The organism is Arenimonas composti TR7-09 = DSM 18010, from assembly GCF_000426365.1.
In the GTDB taxonomy this organism is placed as follows: domain Bacteria; phylum Pseudomonadota; class Gammaproteobacteria; order Xanthomonadales; family Xanthomonadaceae; genus Arenimonas; species Arenimonas composti.
This window is the reverse complement of sequence record NZ_AUFF01000001.1, coordinates 688,102-712,274: the sequence shown is the minus strand read 5'-3', so window position 1 is coordinate 712,274 and position 24,173 is coordinate 688,102. Positions and strand designations below refer to the sequence as shown.

Genomic DNA, 24,173 nt, shown 5'->3' with positions numbered 1-24,173 from the left:
GTCTGGTCAAGGCAGGACGATTCGGCGCGGGCGACGGCGGCCGGTGCGCCGGATGCCGAGTGCCGCCAGCCACAGCGCCCCGACGAGGTACGGCAGGCACGCCGGCACCCACATGATCAGCCCCGCCAGCGCCTGGTCCCACAGCGGATCGAGGCCGAGCTGAGGCGCCCGGTCAACGTAGACCGGGTACAGCACCCGGTTGGCGAACACGAACACGCCACCCATCAGTCCCATCACCATCATCACCGTGACCAGTGCCGCGAGCGCGCCGGCGAGGCCGCTGCCACGGGCGCGCACGATGTGCGCGACGGCGGCCCAGAACCACAGGCCGGCGAGCAGGAAGCTGGCATGCATCGCCCAGTGCACCGGATCGCTGGCCAGGGCGGCGCGCAACGCGAGCGGCGCATGCCAGACCAGCATCACGCCGAGATGGGCCGCCGTCGCCGCCGGCAGCGCGCGGGCCGCGGCCTCGAGCGGGCGTCCGAGGGTAGCGGTGAGGCGCTGCGCAACATGCGCCGGCAGCGCCTGCGCGACCGTCGCCAGCGGCCGCGCCGCCAGCAGCAGCGGCGGCGCCAGCGCCAGCAGCAGCATGTGCTGGCCCATGTGCGCGGCAAGCGACCATTCGCCGTAGGCGTCGAGCGGCCAGAGGGTCGCCGCGAACAAGGTCGCGACCGCGGCCGCGAAGGCGAGGTCACCGCCGAGCCTCGTCCCGGCGCCCGACGGCCGCCGCGGCCCGCGCCAGCGTCCGAGCAGCCACAGCAGCACGAAGGCCGCCATCGGCACGAGCAGCCACGGAGACAGCGACCATGCATCCTCGAGCCCGGCCGGCGGATGCACATGGCCCTCCGCCGAATGCGCCGTGGCTTCGTGGCCGCTGCCGAAGGCGGCCAGCAGCACCGGCCACGACACCGCGCGCACGCCCGGCCGCGCAGCATGCCGGCGACGACGCTGCGGGAGAGCACCGTGGGTTTCTGGCTGGTCAGCTTCCACATCGCCGCGATGACGGTCTGGTTCGCCGGGCTGTTCCTGCTGCCGCGGCTGTTCATCGCCCGCGACCGCGACGAGGCCGACAGCGACGCGGCCTTCTTCAACATCGCCGCGAACACGCTCTACTTCCGGCTGATGACGCCGGCGGCGGTGGCGACGATCGCCGCCGGGATCGCCCTGATCGCGCTCGGCCCGCCGGGTGGTGCCTGGCTGGTGCTGAAGCTGGTGCTGGTCGCGGCGGCCGTGCTGGTGCACCTGCAGTTCGGCCTCACCCTGTACGCGCTCGGCCACGGTGGCCGCCGCCGGCATGCGTGGATGCACCGCCTGCTCGGCGCGGCGCCGCTCGTGCTGCTGCTCGCGCTCGCGGCGCTCACGGGCGCGAAGCCGGTGCTGGAGGATGCGTTCGCGCTTCATTCGCCGGCCGGCTCCGAATCGTCGCCGGCGTCCTCGGCCGGATCGCCCTCGCCGTAGACGCCGACGCCGTGACGGAAGCTGAGCGTGCCGCCCAGCCAGCCGGTCACGAAGGTCATACCCGCGGTCACCGCCGCCAGCAGCAGGCCGAAGGGCCAGACCGCCGCGAGCGGATCGCCGTGCCGCCACCAGACACCGGCAGCCGCCAGCGCCAGCAGCATCACCCCGGCGATGAAGTGATTCCACGCCGACACGTGCCGGCGCACGCTGCGCAGCAGGAACATGTCGGCGATGCCGAAACACGCCGCGAACAGGCCCATCGCCAGACCACCGACGACCAGCCAGTAGGACGTGACCGCCCAGTACGGCTGTTGCAGCCACAGGAAGAGCAGATCGGTCAGCAGCGGCGTGCTCAGGAAGGCGACCGGGAACACCACCAGCATTGGGTGGATCGGGTGCTTGAACACGGCCACCCTGCTGGCGACCGTGTGCGCGGTCTGGCCCGAGCGTGGCTGGCGCAGTTCGCGGCGCATCAGCCCGGCCCCGCGCACAGCGGCAGCAGCGCCACCGGCACCGCTGTGAACAGCACGGCGACTGCGGCAAGCAAGGCCACCAGAGCAGTCGCGGCGGCGCTGAAGCGATGGCGGCGGGCGACATCCGCGTCCGCGTCGACGGAGCTGGCGGCCGGTGCCGCCGCGATCGCCCGACGCCAGCGGCGATGCGCGCGCAGACCGAGCAGCGCGATCAACAACAGGGCGAGCACCGTCGCCAGCAGCATCCACCACGACACCAGTGGCAACCCGAGTGCGGCGCGCCGGTCCCAGCCGCGCGCGCAGGCGAGCCCGGCCAGCGAATAGACGGTGACGAAATGCAGCGCCCACAGCGCCATCGGCGCGGCGATGCCGAGCAGCCGGCGCGGACCGATCGCGGCCAGCATCACAGCGCCCTCGGGAACAGATGGATCACCGCCAGCATCACAGCGCCCTCGGGAACAGATGGATCACCGCCAGCATCACCAGGCCCTGCACGATCGTGTAGCGCCAGAAGCCGGCGGCGACCCGCAACTCCAGCGGACGCGTCGCGGCGACGTAGCCGGACCACGAACGTGCTACCACGAACAGCAGCATCAGGGCGCCGATCGCGACGTGCAGCGCGTTGAAGCCGGCGAGCGTCCAGACGACGGCCGGATAGGCGTGCACCTGTGGCGCCTGCAGCGAGGTCGCCAGCGTCAGCAGGTGCAGCGCGGTCGCGGCAACGCCGGCGACCGTCGCGCCCAGCAACGCATGCCGCATCGAGGGATTGCGCGCTTCGTCGAGGCGCCGCTGCGCCCAGGCCGATACCGGCCAACCGAGCGCGAGCAGCCCGGCGGCGAGCAGGGGCATCGTCGCGCCCGGGACGGCGCCGTCCGGCGGCCACACCGGGCTGCCCAGCCACAGGTAGAAATAGGCGAAGACCAGCGCCGCGAACAGCGCGCCGTCGAACAGCAGCACGATCACCAGCGCCCACCAGCCCGGCGCGTTGCGCGCCGCGTACTGGCTCGGCAGTTCGAGGCCCGGCCCGGCGCGCAGCGACACCGGCGCCGTGCGGTCGCCGGTCGTCCAGGCCCAGGCCACGAACAGCGCCACCAGCGGCAACAGGACCAGCGCCGCAAGCACGTAGGCCTTCGCGATGAAGGCCGACAGCAGCACCGCGATCGTCAGCGCCGCCAGCAGCGGCAGCCAGCTCGACCCCGAAACCCGGATCACCTGCTCGGGTCTGGCATCGAGAAGGCTGCTGCCGAGGATCTCGCGGCGGCCGTCGTGGACTTCGCCGAGCAGTCCGCCGGGCCGCATCGATTCCCCGGCGAGTCCGGGCCGGTGCCACAGCGGATAACGATCCCCGACGTCCGGGATCGAGGCGAAGTTGAACATCGGCACCGGCGTCGGCAACGCCCATTCCAGGGTGCCGCCGTTCCAGGGGTCGCGCCCGGTGCGGCGCCCATGGCGAAAGGCCAGCGCGACATCGAGCGCGATCGCCACGAAGGCCACCGCCATCACGAAACCCGCCGCCGTCGACAGCAGGTTGAGCCAGTGCACGCCGAGGGCTTCGGAATACGTGTAGGCCCGCCGCGGCATGCCCGCCAGGCCGGTGAAGTGCATCGGCAGGAAGGTCAGGTTGAAGCCGATCAGCAGCAGCCAGAAGCCGGTGCGCCCCAGTGATTCCGAAGGCAGGCGTCCGCTCACCAGCGGCAGCCAGTAGTACAGCCCGGCCAGCAGCGGGAACATCAGCCCGCCGATCAGCACGTAATGCAGGTGCGCGACGACGAAATGGGTGTCGTGCGCCTGCCAGTCGAACGGCACGAAGGCGAGCATCACCCCGGTCAGGCCGCCGATCACGAACACGCCGAAGAAACCGGTGATGTACAGCAGCGGCAGCTTCAGCCACGGCCGGCCGGCCCACAGCGTCGCCAGCCATGCGAAGACCTGGATGCCCGTGGGTACCGCGACCATCATGCTGGCGGCGCTGAAGAAGCTCAGCGCCAGCAGCGGGATGCCGACGGTGAACATGTGGTGCACCCACAGCCCGAAACTCAGGAAGCCGACCGAGATCAGCGCCAGCACGATCCAGGTGTAGCCGACCACCGGCCGGCGCGCGAAGGCCGGCACTACCATCGACACCACCCCCGCCGCCGGCAGGAAGATGATGTAGACCTCGGGATGGCCGAACAGCCAGAACAGGTGCTGCCACAGCAGGGGGTCGCCGCCGAGTTCCGGCCGGAAGAACACGAAGTCGAAGGCCCGCTGCAGCTCCAGCAGCACGCTGGCGAGGATCAGCGGCGGGAAGCCGAAGGCGATCATGAAGGCGGTGACCAGCACCGCCCAGGCGAACAGCGGCAGCCGCGCGATGTCCATACCCGGCGCACGGGTGATCAGCACCGCGACGATGAGTTCGACCGCTGCGGCCACCGCGGCGATCTCGGCGAAGGTGACGCCGAGCAGCCAGAAGTCGGTGCCCGGGCCCGGCGAATACGCGGTATCGGTCAGCGGCACGTACATGAACCAGCCGCCATCGGGGGCGCCGCCGAACAGGAAACTGGCGTACAGGAACAGGCCGCCGAACAAATAGCACCAGTAGCCGAAGGCCGAGAGGCGCGGGTAGGGCAGGTCGCGCGCGCCGAGCATCTTCGGCAGCAGGTACATCGCGAAGCCTTCCATGATCGGCACCGCGAACAGGAACATCATCGTGGTGCCGTGCATCGTCACGAACTGGTTGTAGCGGTCCGGATCCAGCACCTCATTGCCGAACCACGCCAGCTGCAGGCGGATGAACATCGACAGCAGGCCGCCGACCAGCAGGAAGGCGAAGCCGGTGACGATGTAGCGCATCGCGATCGTCGAGTGGTTCACCGCGGTGAGCTGGCCGCGCAGGCCGGGGGCGTTGGCCCAGACCCGGTGCAGCTCGGCCAGGCGCGGATCGTCGGCGGGCGGTGCGGCGTTCACCGGGCGTCCCCGCCGGCGGCGAGCCAGGCCGCGTACTCGTCGGCGGCGAGCACGCGCACCGGGAAGGCCATCGTCGCGTGCTCGCGGCCGCAGAACTCGGCGCACTGGCCGCGGACCGCGCCGTCGCCGTCGGCGCGCAGGCGGATCGTGTTGACGACCCCGGGGATCGCGTCGATCTTGCCGCCCAGGCGCGGGATCCAGAACGAGTGGATCACGTCCTCGCTGCGCACCCGGAATTCGACCAGGCGGCCGCGGGGCAGGTGCAGCTCGTCGACGCGGATGGCGCGCACGTGGCCGTCGGTGTCGAGATGGCGGAATTCCCATTGCCACTGCCGTGCGACGACCTCGATCACCTGCGCGACCTCGCTGCCACGGCCGGTGATGCGGTCGGCAGCGAGCGCGCCGTGCACCAGCAGCGCCGCCAGCACCACCGTCGGCAACACCACGCCGCCGCCGAGGATGAAGAGCTTCGGTCGCGCCGCCGCCTCGTCGCCACTGCGGCGCAGTGCGATCAGCAGCAAGGCCATCACCAGCAGCCAGACGCCGATGGCGCCGACCGCCATCAGCCACCAGAGATCGGCGATCGTCGCCGCCGATGGACCGGCGGGATCGAGGCTCGACTGCGGGCCGGCACAGGCGCCCGCGAACAGGGCCGCGACCCCGCAGGCGATGGCCGCCGGCCGCCGCCGCATCAGCTGCCCGCTCCGCTACCGGCGGGAAGGCGGATGCGCGCGGCCGTCGTGACCTTCGCCGCGCGCGAGCGCTGCAGCAGGTCGAGCGCGGTGTCGCGCAGCGCCGGCGTGCGCGAGGCGACCGCGTCGCGCGGCACCACGACCTCGAACTCGCGGGCATTGGCGTCGACGGCGGTGGCGAGCACGCAGGCATCGGCTGCGACGCCGGCCAGCACCAGACGGCGCACGTCCAGCTTCGCCAGCAGCACCGGCAGTGGCGTCGCCAGGAACGCGGAGTGCTTGGGCTTGAGGATGAAGTAGTCGCCGGGCATCGGCGCCAGCGCGGTGGCGATCGCAGCGCCGCGCGCCTGCGGATGGCAGCACGTCGCGACGAGTTCGCGGAAGTCCATCTGCCAGTGCGCGAAATTGTCGTTGGCGTAGATCACCGGCGCGCCGCCCGCGCGAAATCGCTGGACCAGGCGCTGCAGCGCCGGCAGCGTCGCCTCCGCCGCACGTGCCAGCGCGGTGCCACCCTCGAAATCGAACAGGTTGATCAGGTCGATCAGCAGCAGGGCGCTGCGCGGCGGCGCAGTCATGGCAGTTCGAACAGCGGGTGGCCGTTCGAGGCGCTCAGGCCGCCGTCGACCGGCAGGTTCACCCCGGTCACGAAGCCGGCCCAGTCGCTGGCGAGGAACAGCACGACCTTCGCGACGTCCTCGGCTTCGCCGAGCCGGCCCATCGGCATGCGGTCGAGGAAGGCGCGCACCATCCTCGGGTTACGCTCGTCCTTCGTGGTCATGCGGGTGCGGGTGAAGGATGGACAGACCGCATTGACGCGGACGCCGTCGCGGGCGTGGTCGATCGCCAGGCAGCGGGTCAGGTTGACCAGCGCGCCCTTGGCCGCGGAGTAGGCGACCTGGCCGCGGTCGCCGCCGAGGCCGCTCATCGAGGCGGTGTTGACGATGTTGCCGCGGCGCTTCTTCAGGTGCGGCAGGGCGGCGCGGCAGGCGTAGAGCACCGCGGACACGTCGACCGCGAACAGGCGCTCCCATTCGTCGAAACCGACGTCCTCGGCATCCCCCTCGGCGTATTCGCCGGCGTTGTTGAACAGCACGTCCAGGCCACCGAGCCGGCGGCTGGTGTCGGCGACCAGACGTTCGACCGCGCGCCGGTCGGCGACGTCGAGCACGCGCCAGCGCGTGCGCTCGGGCGGAAACGACGACGCGACCTGCTGCAGCCGCTCGCCGGCCTTGTCGACCAGCACCACCGTGGCGCCGTGGCGGGAGAAGAGCCGCGCGGTCGCCTCGCCGATGCCGGACGCAGCGCCGGTCGCGATCACCACCTTGCCGGTGAAGTCCATGGGCCCAGCCTCGCTGCGGAATGGCGGGAGTCTGGGCGGCGCGAGGTGGACGTGAGGTGGAGCCGCGCCCCGGGCCCGGTCAGCCGGCGATCAGGCGTGCGTCGAGCAGGGCGACGGCGAGCGCGTGCAGCAGCACCGGCGGCAGCCATTCGCGGCTGCGCAGGTAGAGTCCGGTGCAGGCCAGCGTCAGCCCGGTCGCGAACAGCGCGCTCTCGAGGTCGAAGGGCTGCGCGGCGAGCAGCTGCGCAGCGATCGCGATCGCGGCGACCGCCGCCGGCGACAGGTGCGGGCGCAGCTGCGCGAACAGCCAGGTACGGAATACCAGTTGCTGCAGGAGCGGCAGCAGGGCCAGCTCGGCCAGCGCGAACGCCGGCGACAGGCCGCTGACGGCCGGCCGTTCGAGCACCGGGATCAGGCCCGAGCTCGCCCACGCGGCGAGGGTCGCGACCAGCACTGCCCCGGCACCCGCCAGCCACAGCGGCTGCAGCCAGGGCGAGGGCATTTCCGCGCGCAGCCGCGCCAGCGCCGGGGCGCCGAAGGGCGCGGCGTAGGCGAGCACGACGAGACCCGCCGGCAGCACCAGTAGCACGAGCACCTGCCAGAGTTCGCCGAACAGCCAGCGTTCGGTCTCGTGCTGCGGCCGCGCCGGCACGTTCAGCACGAAGCGCTGGCTCGCGCACACCTGCGCGCCGGAGGCCACCGCCAGTTCCTCGAGCGCGCGCAGGGTGGCCTGCGACAGGTCGTCGCGGCGGGCCTCGAAGTGCAGGGCGATCGCGGTGTCGGTGCAGCCGGCCGGCAGGGTATCGGCGCCGTGGGTGGCGGGGCCACCGCTGAAGTGGCGGTCGCTCGCGGCGTGTTCCGCCGCCTGCGCGAGCACGTCGGGCGGGCCGTCGATCCAGACCAGCGCATGGTGGTCGCCGTCGAGCGCCGTCACCGCGTGTATCGGCAGCCACACCGCGATCGCCAGCAGAACCGGCAGCGCCAGCGCCCGCACGAGCGCACGCCAGGTCGCCGATGGCGTCGCGGAGAGGCTGCGGATGTCGGCGTCGGCCACGGCGGGCTCCGGGGGCTGGGCCCGGAATCTTGCCGCCATCGGCGTGCCTCCGGCGCCGCAGCGGCGCATTTCCTCAGCAGCGCTGACGTGGTTAGGAACAGCAGGCGGATACGGCCATTTCCACGCGTGCGGCGAGTGGGAGCGAGGACCCGCGGCTACTCTGTTTTCCTACGTTCGCGCGTCCCCGGATCGGCTTTTCGCCGTCCCCGCGGGCACGCAGCATGGGGCACACCAGGGGAGGTGACGCATGATCCGCATCTTCATCGTCGACGACCACGCGCTCGTCCGCGCCGGGTATCGGCTCATCCTGCAGAAGGAACCCGGCTTCGACGTGATCGGTGAGGCCGGCTCCGGCGAGGACGGCCTGGTGGCGATACGCCGGCTCAAGCCGGACGTCGTCATCTGCGACCTGCACCTGCCGGGCATCAGCGGGCTGGACGTCACCGAACGCCTCGTGCGTGCCGCCGATGGCCCGCGCGTGCTGATCGTGTCGGTGCAGGAGGAGGGGCCGCTGCCGCGACGCCTGCTCGAGGCCGGTGCCGGCGGTTACGTCGGCAAGGGCTGCGACGCGCAGGAGCTGGTGATCGCGGTGCGCGAGGTCGCACGGGGCCGTCGCTACCTCGCCAGCCACGTCGCGCAGAAGCTGGCACTGGCGCGGCTGGACGGGGACGGCTCGCCGTTCGACCGGTTGTCGCCGCGCGAACTCGAGGTCGCGCGCCTGTTGTGCACCGGCATGCGCATGGAAGAGATCGGCAAGCGCCTGAGTCTCAGCGGCAAGACGGTCGCCACCCACAAGTACCGGCTCTACGAGAAGCTCGGCATCCGCGACAACGTCGCGCTGGCGCGGCTCGCGCAGATGCACGGCGTCTCGGAGCCGGCGTACACGATCTGAAAGCGGAAGGGGCGCCTCGCGGCGCCCCTTCGGCCTGCCTGCGCCGGTGGATCAGGCGCTGCGGTTGGCGGCCTCGTCGCCGCCTTCCGGCGCCGGGTCGACCGGCTCGGCGGCGATCGCCGCCAGCGTCTGCGCCGGCAGTTCTTCCACCAGGTCGGCGACCGCTTCCAGCTGCGCCGCTTCCGCCGGTGGCGGCAGTTCGAGCTGGTCCGGGGTGTGGTCGGCGAACGGATTGGCGGCACCAGTCGGGATCGCGGCGATGCGGCCCGGGCTCGCGGCCTCTTCCGGAATCAGGCTCGGCTGCACCGGCGCGCTCGGTCCGGGCGGGGTCAGCTGGAAGGCCGGCGCCGGGGTTTCGGCGACCGGCGTCTGAGCCGGGGCCGCGGCCGTGGGCTCGAGCGCGGGCTCGATCGCGGGGCTCGGCGTCGCTTCCGCGACCGGCGTTTCGACCGCCGTGCTCGCGGCGACGGTCGCCGCTTCGACCGCGGGGGCCTCGACCGCCGGGGTCTCGACTGTCGGGATCTCGGCTGCCGCAGTCACGGCCGCAGCGCTTTCGGCCTTCAGCGCTTCCGGCTGGACCGCTTCGGCGGCGAATGCCGTCGCCGCAGGCAGCACCACCGGCGCGGCCGCCGGGACCGGCGTCGGCGCGGGCAGGTCGTCGAAATCGGACTCGGCGGCGGTCACGGTCGGCACCGCGCTGCGGGGTTCGTTGTCGACCGGCTCCGCGTCCTCGTCGTCGACGTCGTGGCTGGCGCCGCCCTCGGCATTGCCCTCGGCAGCACCGGCTTCGCCACGACGACGGCGGCGACCACCGCGACGCCCGCGGCGGCGACGGCCGCTGCCTTCGCCCTCGGCACCCGCGGCCGGCGTCTCGCCGGCGGCATCGGTGACCGGTGCGGCGGCCATGCCCTCGGCGGCGGCGTCGGCGCCCACCGGCGCGGCGACCGGGATGTCGGCGGCAACGACCGGGCTCGCCTCATCGGCGGACGTCGCCACGGCGTCGCCGGCGGCACCCGCAGCCGCCGCGGCGGCCTGGCGGGCAGCCCGCGCCTCGCGGCGTTCGGCTTCGCGCTTCTGGTTCTCGAGGCGCTGCTGTTCGCGACGCTCGGCTTCCTTGCGCTGCTGTTCCTCGCGCCGCACCTGCGCTTCGAGCCGGCGGACCTCGTCGAGCTTGCGCTGCTCCTCGCTGCGCTCCGGTTTCGGCGCCTGCGCCTGCTTCTGCGCATTCTTGCCGGTGTTGTTGCCGGCGTTCGCGGCGGCGGACGCGGCATTGCCGTTGCCGCGGTTGCCGCGCTCGTCGCGGCCGCCACGGTCGCCACGGTCGCGGCGGGCACCGCGCTCGTCGCGGTCGCGGCCACGGTCGCGGCGGTTGTTGCCGCGCTCACCGCGTTCGCCGCGCTCGCCCTGGGCGTTGCGGTTGCCGCCAGCCGGCGCCGCCACCGCGACCGGCTCCTGGTCGCCGAGGAACAGCGCCTTCAGGCGATCCCAGAAGCCGCGCTTCACGAACGGCGCCGCCACCACGACCGGCGCGGGCGCCGGCGCCTCGACGACGACCGGTTCCTCGCGGACCGGTGCCGGATTCGGCGGTTTCACCGCGGTCACCGCCGGCAGCTCGGGCACGTTGATGTGCGCCTTGGTCAGCGCGTGCACCGCCAGCTTGCGGGGGGTGGTGCGGTGGTAGCTGGGCTTGCTGGTCTCTTCGCCCAGCTCGTTGCCGCGCACCCGGGAAATGTTGAAGTGCGGCGACTCGAGCTGGTCGTCGGCCACCACGATCACCGGGGCGTCGTGGCGCTGCTCGATCTCGACCAGCGCGCGGCGCTTCTCGTTGAGCAGGAAGTTGGCGATCTCCGGCGGCGCCTGCACCAGCACCTGCCCGGTGTTCTCCTTCATCGCGTGCTCTTCGGCCAGGCGCAGGATCGACAGCGACAGCGATTCGACGCTGCGCATGCGGCCGTGGCCCTCGCAGCGCGGGCAGACGATCTGGCTGGACTCGCCGAGGCTGGGGCGCAGGCGCTGGCGGCTCATCTCGAGCAGGCCGAAGCGGGAGATGCGGCCCTGCTGCACGCGGGCGCGGTCCTGCTTCAGGGCCTGCGCCAGCCGCTCCTCGACCTGGCGCTGGTGCTTGCCCGAGGACATGTCGATGAAGTCGATGACCACCAGGCCGCCGAGGTCGCGCAGGCGCATCTGCCGGGCCACCTCTTCGGCGGCCTCGACGTTGGTGTTGAACGCGGTCTCCTCGATGTCGCTGCCCTTGGTGGCGCGCGAGGAGTTCACGTCGATGGCGGTCAGCGCCTCGGTCTGGTCGATGACGATGCTGCCGCCGGACGGCAGGCGGACCTGGCGCTCGTAGGCCGCCTCGATCTGCGATTCGATCTGGTAGCGGTTGAACAGCGGAACGTCGTCGGTGTAGTGCTTGAGCTTGCGCAGGTGCTGCGGCACGAAGGCCTGCATGTACTCGCGGGCCTCGTCGTACATCGCCTGGGTGTCGACCAGGATCTCGCCGATGTCGTTGCGCAGGTAGTCGCGCAGGGCGCGGATGATCAGCCGCGATTCCTGGTAGATCAGGAACGGGGCGGGGCGGGCGAGGGCCTTCTCGGTGATCGCGCGCCAGATGTTCAGCAGGTTGTCGAGGTCCCACTGCAGCTCTTCGGCGTCGCGGCCGACGCCGGCGGTGCGGATGATGACGCCCATGTCCTCCGGGATCGTCAGCGCGTCCATCGCCTCCTTGAGGGCGGCGCGGTCGTCGCCCTCGACCCGGCGCGAGACGCCGCCGGCGGTCGGCGAATTCGGCATCAGCACCATGTAGCGGCCGGCCAGCGAGATGAAGGTGGTCAGGGCGGCGCCCTTGTTGCCGCGCTCCTCCTTGTCGACCTGGACCACGACTTCCTGGCCTTCGCGCAGGTACTCCTTCAGGCCGGCCTTGTTCGGGTCGACGCCGGGGACGAAGTAGTCGCGGGAGATTTCCTTCAGCGGCAGGAAGCCGTGGCGCTCGCCGCCGTAGTCCACGAAGGCCGCCTCGAGGGACGGCTCGAGCCGGACGATGCGGCCCTTGTAGATGTTGGACTTCTTCTGTTCCTTCGAGGGCTGCTCGATGTCGATGTCGTAGAGGTTCTGGCCATCGACGATCGCCACGCGCAGTTCTTCGGCCTGCGTGGCATTGATCAGCATGCGCTTCATTGTGGATTCCTCACGCGCTCTTACCGCGAGGAACGCCGGGGTCCGCACCGGTGTTTCCGACCCGGTGCGCACGCGCAGCCGGGCCTGGCAGGAACTTCCAGCGCTTCAGTACCTCGGGCGTACCCGCGGGAGCGCTTGCTTGTAAGTCGGTCTGGGGGCCCGGAACACGCCTGGCGGGTTCCGGTGTTCGCGCCACCCGCGGGTGCGCGGCGATATCCGACCGCCTCCGGCACCGGCTAACATGGTCACCCCCGTGGGGTGTGGTAGCGGTTCCTCGGGATTCGCGGGGTTGGTTTTCGGCCAAGCTCCAGCGAAATCAGGACGTTATCTCGCGAACCGATTGTATAGGGACAATCCCCATGGCGGCAAATGACAGTCCCGGCGGCGTCCGGATGGTCCGCGTCGCGGACGACCGCGACGGCCAGCGCCTGGACAATTTCCTGCTCGGCCAGCTCAAGGGGGCCCCGCGCAGCCTGGTCTACAAGATCGTACGCAGCGGCCAGGTCCGCGTGAACGGCAAGCGGGCCAAGGCCGATACCCGCCTGGCCGGTGGCGACGAGGTGCGCATCCCGCCGGTGCGGCTGGAGGCCCCGGGCGAGGTGAAGCCGCCGCCGAAGGCGATGCTCGAGCGGCTGGCCGCCAGCATCGTCTTCGAGGACAAGGCGATCCTGGCCATCAACAAGCCCAGCGGCATCGCCACGCACGGCGGCAGCGGTATCAGCTTCGGGGTGATCGAGGCACTGCGGGCGCTGCGCCCCGGCGAGCCGCTGGAACTCGTGCACCGGCTCGACCGCGATACCTCAGGAGTGCTGATCCTCGCGAAGAAGCGCTCGGCCCTGCTCGAGCTGCAGGCGCTGATGCGCGCCGGCGAGGACGACGAGGGCCCCGGCAAGCGCTATCTGACGATGCTGGTCGGTCGGCTGCCCGGCGGCACGATGACCGTCGACGCGCCGCTGCAGAAGTCGGTGCTGCAGGGCGGTGAGCGCATGGTCCGGGTCGACCCGGCCGGCAAGGCCTCGACCAGCCACTTCAGCGTGCTCGAGCGGCGCGGCGGCCACAGCTTCTGCGAGGTCCGCATCGAGACCGGCCGCACCCACCAGATCCGTGTGCACGCCGCCCACCTCGGCCACCCGGTCGCCGGCGACGAGAAATACGGCGACCGCGAGGCCAACCGCCGGTTGTCCCAGCAAGCCGGCCTGAAGCGGTTGTTCCTGCACGCCGCCTCGATCGAGTTCGCGCTGGAGCAGGGCGAGCGGCCGTATCTGATCAATGCGCCGTTGCCCGACGAGCTGACGGCGGTGCTGAACGCGCTTTGACGTCCGAGCAACGAGTCGAGAGTAACGAGTGGAGAGTAAATGCTCGCGCTGCGCGCGGGCCCCTACTCGTTGCTCGTTACTCTCCACTCGTTACTCAAAAGCGCCTCCACCCGCGCCGCGCACACGAAGTCGTTCGCGCTCAGCCCGCCGACGTCGTGGGTCGAGTACCGGACCACCGCGCGGTCGTAATGCACGCCGAGGTCGGGATGGTGGTCTTCGGCGTGGGCGATCCAGGCCAGCGCGTTCACGAAGGCCATCGTGCGGTGGTAATCGGGAAAGCGGAACGTCTTGCCGATCGCGGCGCCGTCCTCGATGCGTTCCCAGCCGGGAAGCACGGCCAGCATCTCGGCGATCGTCGCCTCGTCGAGCCGGTGTTCCGGGCCCTTCAGCGGGCGGCAGTGGCGGGCGGCGAGGTCGGCGAGGGTCGGCATGGCAGTGTTCCGTCGGCGTTGGGCCGGGAGTATAGGGCGCGGGTCTACAATGCGCGCCATGATCAGCATCTCCGATTCGGCACAGGCTTACTTCCGCAAGCTGCTCGCCAGCCAGGGCGACGATGCCGCCGGCATCCGCCTGGCGGCGGTGAACCCGGGCACGCCGCGCGCCGATGCGCGACTGGAATTCTGCGACCGGGACGATCTGCGTGGCGACGAATGGGCGATCGATTGCGAAGGCTTCACGCTGTTCGTCGACGCCGACAGCACGCGTTGGCTCGATGCCGCCGAGATCGACTTCGCCAGCAATGCCACCGGCGGCCAACTGACGATCCGCGCGCCGAAGATCAAGGGTGAGGTGCCGGGCGTGGCCTCATCGCTGGTCGAACAGGTGCAGTGGCTGATCGACAGCGAAATCAATCCGCAGCTCGCCGCGCACCGCGGCCGCGTCGCGCTGGAGTCGGTCGATGCCGACGGCGTCGTCTGGTTGCGCTTCGGTGGCGGCTGTCACGGCTGCGGCATGGCCGACGTCACCCTGAAGCAGGGCATCGAGAAGACACTGATCGCGCGCGTGGCCGGCGTTACCGCGGTGCGGGACGCCACCGACCACAGCACGGGCACGGCGCCGTACATGTCCCGCGGCTGAATCCGCGTCCGCGGGCGGGCCGGGCTTTAACCGATTTTTCCGGGGGGCGCTGGCTACGCTCCGGCGGCCTTCACAGCGCCTGGACCTGCGTGAGCCCGGACACGGAACGTCTTCGTCTACTGGATGACTTCGCTGAGGTCGTCGGCCCATGGCAGCCACGCGCGCTGCCACGCATGCAGGCGCCGCTGTCGCCCGAGCAGCGGCGCGGTGTCGCCGCCCTCGTGCTCGCCGTGCACGCGCTGGCGGTCTGGGCACTGCTCGCCGACGAACCGCGATCCGCGGAAATGCGCGACGTCACGACCATGCTCGTATTCATCACCGATCCGCGTCCCGAACCGGAGCTTCCACCGCCAGTCGATGCAGTGCCGGTCGCAGCGCCGGCGCAGCCACGTCCGCGTCCACCGCCGACCCCGGCTGTGCGGCCTCCGTCGGCGTCCGTCGACGCTCCGCCGCCTTCGTCCGCGGATCCGGCGCCGCCGGAGTCCCGGCCGATGCTGGCGGTGGAGGTGCCGGCCGCGCCGAGGCTCCAGCTCTACGACGCAGATGGCTCGCTGTCGCTGCCCGACGACGTCGTCGCGCGCCTCGAGGACGTCGACACGGGCCGCCGCGACTTCGACTTCCAGCAACCCGGGTTGCTGGAGGCCGGCAGTTTCATGCAGCGGCCGCCGGCGCTGGCCTACGAGCCCACGATATTCGATGCCTACTGGAAGCCGGAGAAGGACGTGCTGACCGCCATCCTCGAGGAAGCCGTGCGGCGCAGCGTCAAGACGGTCGAGATCCCGGTTCCCGGCAGTCCCGGTTCGAAGCTGGTCTGCAGCGTGTCCCTGCTGGCACTCGGCGGTGGCTGCGGCATCCGCAACAACAACGACGGCTACGTACCAGTGCTCGACGATCCCGACACCCTGACGCCGGAAGAGCAGGCGCAATGCGCGGCGTGGTGGGAGCAGATCGTCGCGGCGACGACCCAGGACGCCTGGCAGCAGACCCGGGCGCTCTACGACTTCAGCTGCCGCAAGCCGCCCGCGGCCGACCCGATGCCACCGGGCCCGGATGACGCGGCGCCGTGGCGCCGGCCCTGAAACGACGAAGCCCCGCGCAGGGCGGGGCTTCGTGGGGCGCCGGGCGGGTGCCTCAGCGCTGGTCGATGCGGCTCAGATCGTGCAGCGCGCCGGGCTGGCTCGCGAAGTACGCGGCGACATTGTCGATGTCCTCGTCGCTGAGCGCCTGCGCGAAACCGGCCATCACCGCATTGCTGCGGGCACCGGAGCGGTAGTCGCGCAGCGCCTTGGCGAGGTAGTCGGCGTGCTGGCCGGCCAGCAGCGGGTAGGTGCCGTCGAGGCTTTCATTGCCGGTGGCGCCATGGCAGGACGCGCAGGTCTTGGCGGTCTGCGCGCCGGCGGCGGGGTCGCCGACCGGAGCGGCAGCATGCGCCGGCAGGGCCAGCAGGAGGACGGAGAGAAGGGCGGCGGTACGCAGCATGGTCGTCGGTATTCCTCAGTTGGCCGGCTTCAGGCTGGACAGGTAGGCGGCGATGTCGGCGATTTCCTGCTCGGTGAAGCTTTCCGCCTGGGCGCGCATCGTCGGATGGCTGCGCTCGCCGCGCTGGTAGGCGGTCAGCGCCGCGATCAGGTACTGCTCGTTCTGGCCACCGATCTTGGGGACGCGGTAGGCCGGGTAGGCGTTCTTGTAGTCCTCGATGCCGTGGCAGCCGGTGCACGTATAGAACAGGCTCTTGCCGTTGTCGGCGTCGCCGGCGGCGGCGGCGACCGGCAGGGCGGACAGGGCCAGCGCGATGCCGGCGGCGAGCAAAACGGTTCGCTTCATCGGATTTCTTTCCGCTCGAGGAAGTGGATACGCATTAAACCGAAAGTATAGCCGGAGCATCGGAAGCCCGGACAGGGGGACCGTGTCCGCAAAGCCGGCGCACCCGGGAAACGCTGGCCGGACTTCCGGCATATGCGGGTTCCGGACCCCGCGATGTACTGTTCTATTCAACTACAACACCCCCGCCAGAAGTCCTCCCCATGACCACGAACCGCGCGTCCCTGACCCGTTCCGCTTCCCTGCTGGCCCTCGCGATCGCCCTGGCGCTTGGCGGTTGTGGCGGCGGTGCCCCGGAGGCCGAGGCCGCCGCCGCGGCCCCCGCCGATGGCGGCGCCGCCGAGGCTGCCGCCAAGCCGAAGACCGAGGCCGTCCCGGTGGAGGTCGCGGCCGTCGCCCGCCGCCCGATCGCGGCGAGCTACGCCGGCACCGCGAACCTCGAAGCGCCGGGCGAAGCCCAGGTCGTCGCCAAGACCTCCGGCGTGCTGCTCGAGCTGCTGGCCGAGGAAGGCGACGTCGTGCGCGCCGGCCAGGTGCTCGCGCGCATCGATCCCGACCGGCCGCGGCTGGAGGTCGAGCGCACGCGCGCCCTCGTGCGCAAGCTCGAGAACAACCTGCGCCGCGCCGAGGAACTGGCCGCCTCGCGCCTCGTCAGCGTCGAGCAGGCCGACCAGATCCGCTACGACCTCGAAGCCGCGCGCGCCGCCTATCAGATGGCGCAACTGGAACTGTCGTACACCAACATCGTCGCGCCGATCGACGGCGTCATCGCCCAGCGCAATGCCAAGCCCGGCAACCTGATCCAGCTGAACTCCTCGCTCTTCCGCATCGTCGACGACTCGCGGCTCGAAGCCGTGCTGAACGTGCCGGAGCGGGTGATGGCGACGATGCGCGCCGGACTCGCGGTGCGCATGAGCGTCGACGCGGTGCCCGGCCAGGCTTTCGCCGGCGTGATCGATCGCGTCAGCCCGGTGGTCGACGCCGGCAGCGGCACCTTCCGCGTCGTCACCGCGTTCCAGGGCGGCCAGGGCCTGCGCCCGGGCATGTTCGGCCGCATCGAGGTCGTCTACGACCAGCGCGCCGACGCCCTGACCGTGCCGCGCGCGGCATTGCTCGAGGACGCCGGTGAAACGGCCGTGTTCGCCGTGCGCGAAGGCAAGGCCGTGCGCGTGCCGATCCAGGTCGGCCACCTGAGCGGCGAACTCGCGGAAGTGCGCGAGGGCCTGAACGAAGGCGAGCAGGTCGTGACCGCCGGCAAGGTCACGCTGCGCGACGGCGCGTCGGTCGAAGTGCTCAACCCGCAGGTGGGCGGCGACGGCGTCGAAGTCGCACGTGTCGCCGCCACTGACGCCGTCGCCGACGCCGGAGCCTCGCGCTGACATGAACCTCGTCGAATTCTCGGTCCGTCGCCGCGTCACCATCAGCATGGTGACGGTGACGTTCGTGCTGTTCGGACTCATCGGCCTGTTCGGCCTGCCGGTGAACCTGCTGCCCGACCTGAGCTACCCGACCCTGACGGTGCGCACCGAATACACCGGTGCCGCGCCGTCGGAGATCGAGACGCTGATCACCGAGCCGGTCGAGGAGGCCGTCGGTGTGGTCAAGGGCCTGCGCCGGCTGGGCTCCGTGTCGCGTACCGGCCAGAGCGACGTCGTGCTCGAGTTCGCCTGGGGCACCGACATGGACCGCGCGAGCCTGGAGGTTCGCGACAAGCTCGAGACCCTGCGCCTGCCGCTCGAGGCGGAGCAGCCGGTGCTGCTGCGCTTCAATCCTTCCACCGAACCGGTCATGCGCCTCACCCTGGCGACCGCCGAGGGGAACACGGGCGAGGAAGCCGCGGCCGCCCTGGTGCGCCTGCGCCGCTACGCCGAGGAAGAGCTGAAGAAGCGCCTGGAGCCGGTGGAAGGCGTCGCCGCGGTGAAGGTGTCGGGCGGCCTGGAGGACGAGATCCAGGTGCTGATCGACCAGCAGCGCCTGGCCCAGCTCAACCTCGACATCGGCACCGTGATCAGCCGCCTGTCCGCGGAGAACGTCAACATCTCCGGTGGCCGCATCGAGGACGGCTCCCAGCGTTACCTCGTGCGCACGATCAACCAGTTCGACGACGTCGAGCAGATCCGTGACCTGCTGGTCACCGCACGCAGCGCCGGCGGCGGCAATGCCGCGGCGCAGGAAGCGGCGGCTGCCGCCGCACGGGTCGCCGCGCTGACCGGTTCGGCCGAAGCGCTCGCGGCCTCGGCCTCGGCGGCGAATGCGGCCGCCGGCGGCAGCGGTGGCCCGGGTGGCGGCCAGTCGATCCGGCTGCGCGACATCGCCACCGTCGTGCAGGGCTTCCGCGAGCGCGAGGCGATCATCCGCCTCGACGGCCGCGAGGCGGTCGAGCTGGCGATCTACAAGGAAGGCGACGCCAACACGGTCGAAGTCGCCGAAGCGGTCAAGGCGATGCTGGCCCAGCTCGAATCGCAGCTGCCCCCGGGCGTCGAGATGACCACGGTGGACGACCAGTCCGTGTTCATCGCCTCGGCGATCTCCGACGTCAAGATCGACGCCCTGTGGGGAGGCGGCCTGGCGATCCTGATCATCTTCTTCTTCCTGCGCGACGGCTGGAGCACCTTCGTGGTGTCGCTGTCGCTGCCGATCTCGCTGATCGCCACGTTCTTCTTCATGGACCAGTTCGACCTGAGCCTCAACGTGATGTCGCTCGGCGGCCTCGCGCTGGCGACGGGTCTGGTCGTCGACGATTCCATCGTCGTGCTCGAGTCGATCGCCAAGGCGCGGGAACGCGGTCTCGGTGTGATCGAAGCGGCGATCGCCGGTACCCGCGAGGTCAGCATGGCGGTGGTCGCGTCGACGCTGACGATCGTCGCGGTGTTCCTGCCGCTGGTGTTCGTCGAGGGTGTCGCTGGCCAGCTGTTCCGCGACCAGGCGCTGGCGATCTCGATCGCGATCATCATGTCCCTGGTCGTGGCGATGACCCTGATTCCCATGCTCGCCTCGCTGAAGGCGAGGGCGCCGCTCGCGTTCCCGGTGGAACCGCCGCGCGAGCGCTGGCAGCCGCGCTGGTTGCCGCTGCGCCTCTGGGTCGGTTCCCTGCGCCTGCTGCAACGGGTGATCGGTGCGGTGGTGAGCCTGATCGGCCTGCTCGTCGTGTTGCCGTTCCGGGCGATCAGCCGCGTGGTGTCGTCGGTGATGAACCGCGTCGGCCACGTGGTGATGCTGCCCTACGACCACGCGGCGGCGGCCTACGGCCGCTTGCTGCCGGGCGCGCTGCGCCGCCCGGGCCTTGTCCTCGGTACCGCGGCGCTGGCGTTCGCCGCGGCGATGGCGGTGCTGCCGACGCTCGGCCTGGACCTGATCCCGCAGCTGGCGCAGGACCGCTTCGAGATGACGGTGAAGCTGCCGCCCGGCACGCATCTGCGCGACACCGATGCGGTGGTGCGCGCGATCCAGGAAACCCATGCCGGCGATCCCGGCGTGCATGCGCTGTACGCGGTCAGCGGCAGCGGCACGCGGCTGGACGCCGATCCGACCGAGTCCGGCGAGAACATCGGCAAGATCACCGTCGTGATGAGCGGCGGCAATGCTTCCGAGATCGAGGCCGCGGAGACCGCGCGCCTGCGCCAGACGATGGAGACGCGTTTCCCCGGCGCCGAGGTCAAGTTCGGCCGCCCGGACATCTTCAGCTTCTCGACGCCGCTGGAGATCGAGCTGCACGGCCAGGACCTCGGTGAACTCGAGGGCGCCGGCCGCGTCCTGGTCGAGCTGCTGCGCGGTTCCGACCGCTTCGTCGACGTGAAGTCCACCGTCGAGGACGGTTTCCCGGAGATCCAGATCCGCTTCGACCAGGAGCGCGCCGCGGCGCTCGGCCTGACCACCCGGCAGATCGCCGACCAGATCGTCCGCAAGGTGCGCGGCGAGGTGGCGACACGCTACAGCTTCCGCGACCGCAAGATCGACGTGCTCGTGCGTGCACAGGAAACCGACCGCGCCTCGGTCGAGGACATCCGCAGGCTGATCGTCAATCCCGGCAGCGCGACGCCGGTGACCCTGGCCTCGGTCGCGGAGGTGATCGCCACCACCGGTCCCGGCGAGATCCACCACGCCAACCAGAGCCGCGTCGCGGTGGTGTCGGCGAACCTGGCCTACGGTGACCTCGGTACCGCGGTCGATGAAGTGCGGGCGCTGGTCGCCGGGCACCCGCTGGGTGCCGGCGTGCGCATGCGCATCGGCGGCCAGGGCGAGGAACTGCAGGAGTCGGTGATGTCGCTGCTGTTCGCGTTCGGGCTGGCGATCTTCCTGGTCTACCTGGTGATGGCCTCGCAGTTCGAGTCGCTGCTGCACCCGTTCGTGATCCTGTTCACGGTCCCGCTGGCGATGGTCGGTGCGGTGCTGGCGCTGAAGCTGTCCAATTCCTCGATATCGGTCGTCGTCTTCATCGGCCTGATCCTGATGGTCGGCATCGTGGTGAAGAACGCGATCATCCTGATCGACAAGGTGAACCAGCTGCGCGAAGAGGGCGAATCGAAGTTCGACGCGCTCGTGCACGGCGCCCAGTCCCGCCTGCGGCCGATCGTGATGACGACGCTGACCGCGCTGCTCGGCTTCGCCCCGCTGGCCTTCTTCGGCGGCGAAGGCGCCGAGGTCCGACAGCCGATGGCGATCACCGTGATCGGCGGCCTGGCGGTGTCGACGCTGCTGACCCTGTTCGTGATCCCGGTGGTCTACAACCTCCTCGACCGCCGTCCGGACGAAGCCTACGTCGCGCGCCGCAAGCCGCTCGACTTGAGCCCGGGTGACGACGTCGCCGCGGAGGGCGCGCACGCATGAGCATCGTCGAGCTGTCGCTGCGCCGTCCGGTGACGGTGATCATGTTCTTCGTGTCGCTGCTCGTGATCGGCCTGATCGCCTCGTTCCGGCTGCCACTCGAGCAGTTCCCGGCGCTGAACTTTCCCGGCATCTACGTCGACCTGCCTTATCCGGGTTCGACGCCGCAGGAAGTCGAACGCGGGATCCTGCGGCCGGTCGAGGAGGCCTTGGCGACGCTCGAGGGCATCAAGCGCATGGAAGCCTCGGCGCGTGCCGACGGCGGCGGCGTTTTCATCGAGTTCTCCGACTGGGACCGCGACGTCGAGGTGCTGGCCTCCGAGGCGCGCGAGCGCATCGAGGCGATCCGCGGCGAGCTGCCCGACGACTTCCAGCGCTTCCAGGTGCTGAAGTTCTCCACCGCCGACGAACCGATGCTGCGCGTGCGCCTGGGCGGCAGCCGTAACCTGGTCGGCTCCTACGACCTGATCGAGTCGCAGATGGCGCGCCGGCTCGAGCGCGTTCCCGGCGTCGCCCGCGTCGACATTTCGGGGGCGCCGCCCAACGAGATCGAGATCGCGATCGATCCCGACCGCCTCGCCGCGCACGGCATCAGCCTGAACGAGCTCGCGAACCGCCTGCAGGCGGTGAATTTCTCCGTGTCCGCCGGCACGATCGAGGAAGCGGGGCGGCGCCTGCGCGTGCAGCCGATCGGCGAGCTGCGCGACGTGCAGGAACTGCGCGACCTGGTCATCGGCGGTGGCGGTCTGCGCCTCGGCCAGATCGCCGACGTGCGCTTCAAGCCGGCCCGCGTCGATTACGGCCGCCGCCTCGACGGCCAGCCCGCGGTCGGCCTGGACGTCTACCGCGAGCGCAACGCCAACCTCGTCGAAGCGGCGAAGGTGACGATGGCGGAGATGTACCGGATCGTCCAGGAGCCGGAGTTCGAGGGCATCGAACTGATTCTCATCGGCAACCAGGGCGAGAACGTCACGAGCTCGCTGTGGGAGCTGACGGAGGCCGGCATCATCGGCCTGGTGCTGTCGATCGCGGTGCTGTTCTTCTTCCTGCGCCACTGGCCGTCGACGCTGATGGTCAGCCTGGCGATTCCGATCTGCTTCGTGATGACCCTCGGCTTCATGCACTTTCTGGGCATCACACTGAACGTGCTGACGATGATGGGCCTGCTGCTGGCGGTGGGCATGCTGGTCGACAACGCGGTCGTGGTCGTCGAGAGCATCTACCAGGAGCGCGAGAAACACCCCGGCAATCCCACGTGGGCGTCGGTGGTCGGCACCCGCAACGTCGCGATCGCGCTGTCGGCGGGCACGCTCTGCCACTGCATCGTGTTCCTGCCGAACATCTTCGGCGAGACCAACCAGATCTCGATCTTCATGCTGCAGATCGCGGTGACGATCACGGTGTCGCTGCTGGCCTCGTGGCTGGTCGCGATCAGCCTGATCCCGATGCTGTCGGCGCGGATGAAGACGCCGCCGGCGGCGACCGCGCACACCGGCCTGATCGCGCGGATCCAGTCCGGCTACGCGCGGTTGCTTGAATGGACGCTGCGCCACCGCGGAACCAGCCTGGCCGGCATCGCGGTCATCGTCGCGGTGAGCTTCGTTCCGATGTCGATGACCCAGAAGGACATGTTCTACCAGGAACCCACCCGCGAGCTGGAGATGTACTACCAGTGGAACGGCGCCTACTCGCTCGACCAGGTGTCGGACGAGGTGCGCCGGGTCGAGAACTGGCTGGACGAGAACCGCGAGCGCCTGCAGATCACCCAGGTCTATTCCTGGTTCAGCGAGCAGGGCTGGGCCGGTACCCGCGTCACGCTGCGGAACGAGGGCTCGGGTCTGCACGATCCGGCCTGGGTGCAGGAGGAGATCCGCAAGGGCATGCCGCGGTCGGCGCGGGCCAAGGTCGGCTTCCGGGGCGGCGGTCAGCAGCAGGGCGGCGGCAACGACGTGATCCAGGTGTCGCTGATCGGCGATTCCTCGGAGCAGCTGAAGGAACTCGCCGAGGCGCTGATCCCGCAGCTGGCGCGACAGTCGGTGCTGCGCGACGTACGCGTCGACACCGGCGACGCCAACTCCGAGCTGGCGATCAGCGTGGACCGCGAGCGCGCGCTCGCCTACGGCTTCAGCGCCCAGGAAGTCGCGCGTTACGTCGGCATCGCCCTGCGCGGCACGCCGCTGCGCGAGTTCCGCCGCGGCGAGACCGAGGTTCCGGTATGGGTGCGCTTCGACGGTGCCGAGCGGTTCGGCATCGAGGACCTGTCGGCGCTCAGCCTGCGCACGCCGGCCGGCGAGAACATTCCGCTGCTGTCGGTGGTCCGCGTCGACGTGCGGCCGTCGGCGACCCAGGTGTTCCGCCAGAACCGGCAGACCGCGCTGAACATCCAGGCCAACCTCGCCGAAGGCGCGACGCTGCCGGATGCGCGCAAGGCGATGGAGGAGGTGCTGTCGGTGGCGACGCTGCCGCCGGGCTACCGCTACGCCTTCGACGGCGCCTTCCGCCAGAATGACGAAGCCGGCGCCGACATGATGTTCAAGACGCTGCTGGCGCTGGTGATGATCTACGTGGTGATGGCCGCGGTGTTCGAGTCCCTGCTGTTCCCGGCGGCGATCATGTCGAGCATCGTGTTCTCGATCTTCGGCGTGTTCTGGCTGTTCTGGATGACCGGCACGGTGTTCACGATCATGGCCTTCATCGGCATCCTGGTGCTGATGGGCGTGGTGGTGAACAACGGCATCGTGATGGTCGAGCACATCAATGCGCTGCGCCGCTCGGGGCTGGACCGCACCGCCGCGCTGGTGCAGGGCAGCCGGGACCGCCTGCGGCCGATCCTGATGACGATGGGAACGGCGATACTGGGCATGGTGCCGATCGCGCTGAGCACGACGCAGATGGCCGGCGAGGGACCGCCGTACTACCCGATGGCGCGCGCGATCGCCGGCGGCCTGGCGTTCTCGACCCTGGTCAGCCTGCTGTTCCTGCCGACGATCTATGCGGTGCTCGACGACCTGAACCTGTGGGTGAGCGAGCGGCTCGCGGTCGCGCGTTCGCTGGCTTCCGGGGTGATCCGCGCGGGTGGAACCGCGCCCGCGACCCGCGAATGA

20 protein-coding genes are annotated in these 24,173 nt (G+C 70.7%); 8 read left to right on the top strand and 12 right to left on the bottom strand.

The window, feature by feature from the left end; genetic code table 11:
• Positions 1-6: 6 nt before the first annotated feature.
• Entirely contained in the window at positions 7-897 is an 891-nt protein-coding gene (locus K311_RS15075; protein WP_245570617.1) for a cytochrome c oxidase assembly protein, read from the bottom strand.
• On the opposite strand from K311_RS15075, the gene K311_RS17415 reads away from it, so the two are divergent.
• The gene (locus K311_RS17415; protein ID WP_051239424.1) at positions 868-1,458 is read left to right on the top strand and encodes a CopD family protein; all 591 of its coding nucleotides are present in this window, start codon (positions 868-870) and stop codon (positions 1,456-1,458) included. The two genes, K311_RS15075 and K311_RS17415, sit on opposite strands and share 30 nt — an antisense overlap.
• Here the strand turns inward: K311_RS17415 and K311_RS0103245 are convergent.
• The 7 genes from K311_RS0103245 to K311_RS0103215 all read right to left on the bottom strand — a co-directional run bounded on the left by K311_RS0103245 (position 1,398) and on the right by K311_RS0103215 (position 7,962).
• Positions 1,398-1,931 (bottom strand): DUF2231 domain-containing protein, encoded by a 534-nt coding sequence (locus K311_RS0103245; RefSeq protein ID WP_026816126.1) that lies wholly within the window; start codon positions 1,929-1,931, stop codon positions 1,398-1,400. The genes K311_RS17415 and K311_RS0103245 overlap by 61 nt on opposite strands.
• Complete coding sequence (locus K311_RS0103240) at positions 1,931-2,335, bottom strand: hypothetical protein (protein WP_051239423.1); 405 nt, start codon at positions 2,333-2,335, stop codon at positions 1,931-1,933. The genes K311_RS0103245 and K311_RS0103240 overlap by 1 nt, the downstream gene beginning before the upstream one ends.
• Before the next feature lie 37 nt (positions 2,336-2,372).
• Entirely contained in the window at positions 2,373-4,877 is a 2,505-nt protein-coding gene (gene ctaD, locus K311_RS15065; RefSeq protein ID WP_043798561.1) for a cytochrome c oxidase subunit I, read from the bottom strand.
• Positions 4,874-5,569 carry a cytochrome c oxidase subunit II gene (gene coxB, locus K311_RS0103230; protein WP_026816124.1) on the bottom strand — a complete coding sequence of 232 codons (696 nt, stop codon included), beginning with the start codon at positions 5,567-5,569 and terminating at the stop codon, positions 4,874-4,876. The genes ctaD and coxB overlap by 4 nt, the downstream gene beginning before the upstream one ends.
• Positions 5,569-6,144, bottom strand: a complete 576-nt coding sequence (locus tag K311_RS0103225) for a cysteine hydrolase family protein (protein WP_026816123.1) — start codon at positions 6,142-6,144, stop codon at positions 5,569-5,571. The genes coxB and K311_RS0103225 overlap by 1 nt, the downstream gene beginning before the upstream one ends.
• A complete protein-coding gene (gene budC / locus K311_RS0103220; protein ID WP_026816122.1) occupies positions 6,141-6,908 on the bottom strand; it encodes a meso-2,3-butanediol dehydrogenase in 768 nt (255 codons plus the stop codon). Before budC ends, K311_RS0103225 begins: the two co-directional genes overlap by 4 nt.
• A gap of 79 nt (positions 6,909-6,987) precedes the next feature.
• On the bottom strand, positions 6,988-7,962 hold the full coding sequence (locus K311_RS0103215) for a CPBP family glutamic-type intramembrane protease (RefSeq protein WP_026816121.1): 975 nt from the start codon (positions 7,960-7,962) through the stop codon (positions 6,988-6,990).
• Positions 7,963-8,209: 247 nt separating this feature from the next.
• On the opposite strand from K311_RS0103215, the gene K311_RS0103210 reads away from it, so the two are divergent.
• Positions 8,210-8,854, top strand: coding sequence for a response regulator (locus tag K311_RS0103210; protein ID WP_026816120.1), 645 nt, complete (start codon positions 8,210-8,212; stop codon positions 8,852-8,854).
• 51 nt (positions 8,855-8,905) lie between these two features.
• On the opposite strand, the gene K311_RS15060 is transcribed toward K311_RS0103210, so the two are convergent.
• Positions 8,906-12,022 carry an Rne/Rng family ribonuclease gene (locus tag K311_RS15060; RefSeq protein WP_081683263.1) on the bottom strand — a complete coding sequence of 1,039 codons (3,117 nt, stop codon included), beginning with the start codon at positions 12,020-12,022 and terminating at the stop codon, positions 8,906-8,908.
• A 368-nt stretch (positions 12,023-12,390) separates the two neighbouring features.
• Between K311_RS15060 and K311_RS0103200 the strand changes: the two genes are divergently transcribed.
• A complete protein-coding gene (locus tag K311_RS0103200) occupies positions 12,391-13,347 on the top strand; it encodes an RluA family pseudouridine synthase (protein ID WP_026816119.1) in 957 nt (318 codons plus the stop codon).
• 62 nt (positions 13,348-13,409) lie between these two features.
• Here the strand turns inward: K311_RS0103200 and K311_RS0103195 are convergent, their stop codons facing one another.
• Positions 13,410-13,778, bottom strand: a complete 369-nt coding sequence (locus K311_RS0103195; protein ID WP_026816118.1) for a 4a-hydroxytetrahydrobiopterin dehydratase — start codon at positions 13,776-13,778, stop codon at positions 13,410-13,412.
• A 58-nt stretch (positions 13,779-13,836) separates the two neighbouring features.
• On the opposite strand from K311_RS0103195, the gene K311_RS0103190 reads away from it, so the two are divergent.
• Positions 13,837-14,424, top strand: a complete 588-nt coding sequence (locus K311_RS0103190; RefSeq protein ID WP_026816117.1) for an NfuA family Fe-S biogenesis protein — start codon at positions 13,837-13,839, stop codon at positions 14,422-14,424.
• A 491-nt stretch (positions 14,425-14,915) separates the two neighbouring features.
• Positions 14,916-15,503, top strand: coding sequence for a hypothetical protein (locus K311_RS18580; RefSeq protein ID WP_161627289.1), 588 nt, complete (start codon positions 14,916-14,918; stop codon positions 15,501-15,503).
• 52 nt (positions 15,504-15,555) lie between these two features.
• Here the strand turns inward: K311_RS18580 and K311_RS0103180 are convergent, their stop codons facing one another.
• Both K311_RS0103180 and K311_RS0103175 read right to left on the bottom strand, forming a co-directional pair.
• Positions 15,556-15,903, bottom strand: a complete 348-nt coding sequence (locus tag K311_RS0103180) for a c-type cytochrome (RefSeq protein ID WP_026816115.1) — start codon at positions 15,901-15,903, stop codon at positions 15,556-15,558.
• Positions 15,904-15,918: 15 nt separating this feature from the next.
• A complete protein-coding gene (locus K311_RS0103175) occupies positions 15,919-16,248 on the bottom strand; it encodes a c-type cytochrome (protein ID WP_051239421.1) in 330 nt (109 codons plus the stop codon).
• A 200-nt stretch (positions 16,249-16,448) separates the two neighbouring features.
• Between K311_RS0103175 and K311_RS0103170 the strand changes: the two genes are divergently transcribed.
• The 3 genes from K311_RS0103170 to K311_RS15050 are packed head-to-tail and all read left to right on the top strand — an operon-like array spanning position 16,449 to position 24,173.
• Positions 16,449-17,624, top strand: a complete 1,176-nt coding sequence (locus K311_RS0103170; RefSeq protein ID WP_026816113.1) for an efflux RND transporter periplasmic adaptor subunit — start codon at positions 16,449-16,451, stop codon at positions 17,622-17,624.
• 1 nt (position 17,625) lies between these two features.
• Entirely contained in the window at positions 17,626-21,072 is a 3,447-nt protein-coding gene (locus tag K311_RS15055; protein WP_081683242.1) for an efflux RND transporter permease subunit, read from the top strand.
• On the top strand, positions 21,069-24,173 hold the full coding sequence (locus K311_RS15050) for an efflux RND transporter permease subunit (RefSeq protein WP_051239420.1): 3,105 nt from the start codon (positions 21,069-21,071) through the stop codon (positions 24,171-24,173). The genes K311_RS15055 and K311_RS15050 overlap by 4 nt, the downstream gene beginning before the upstream one ends.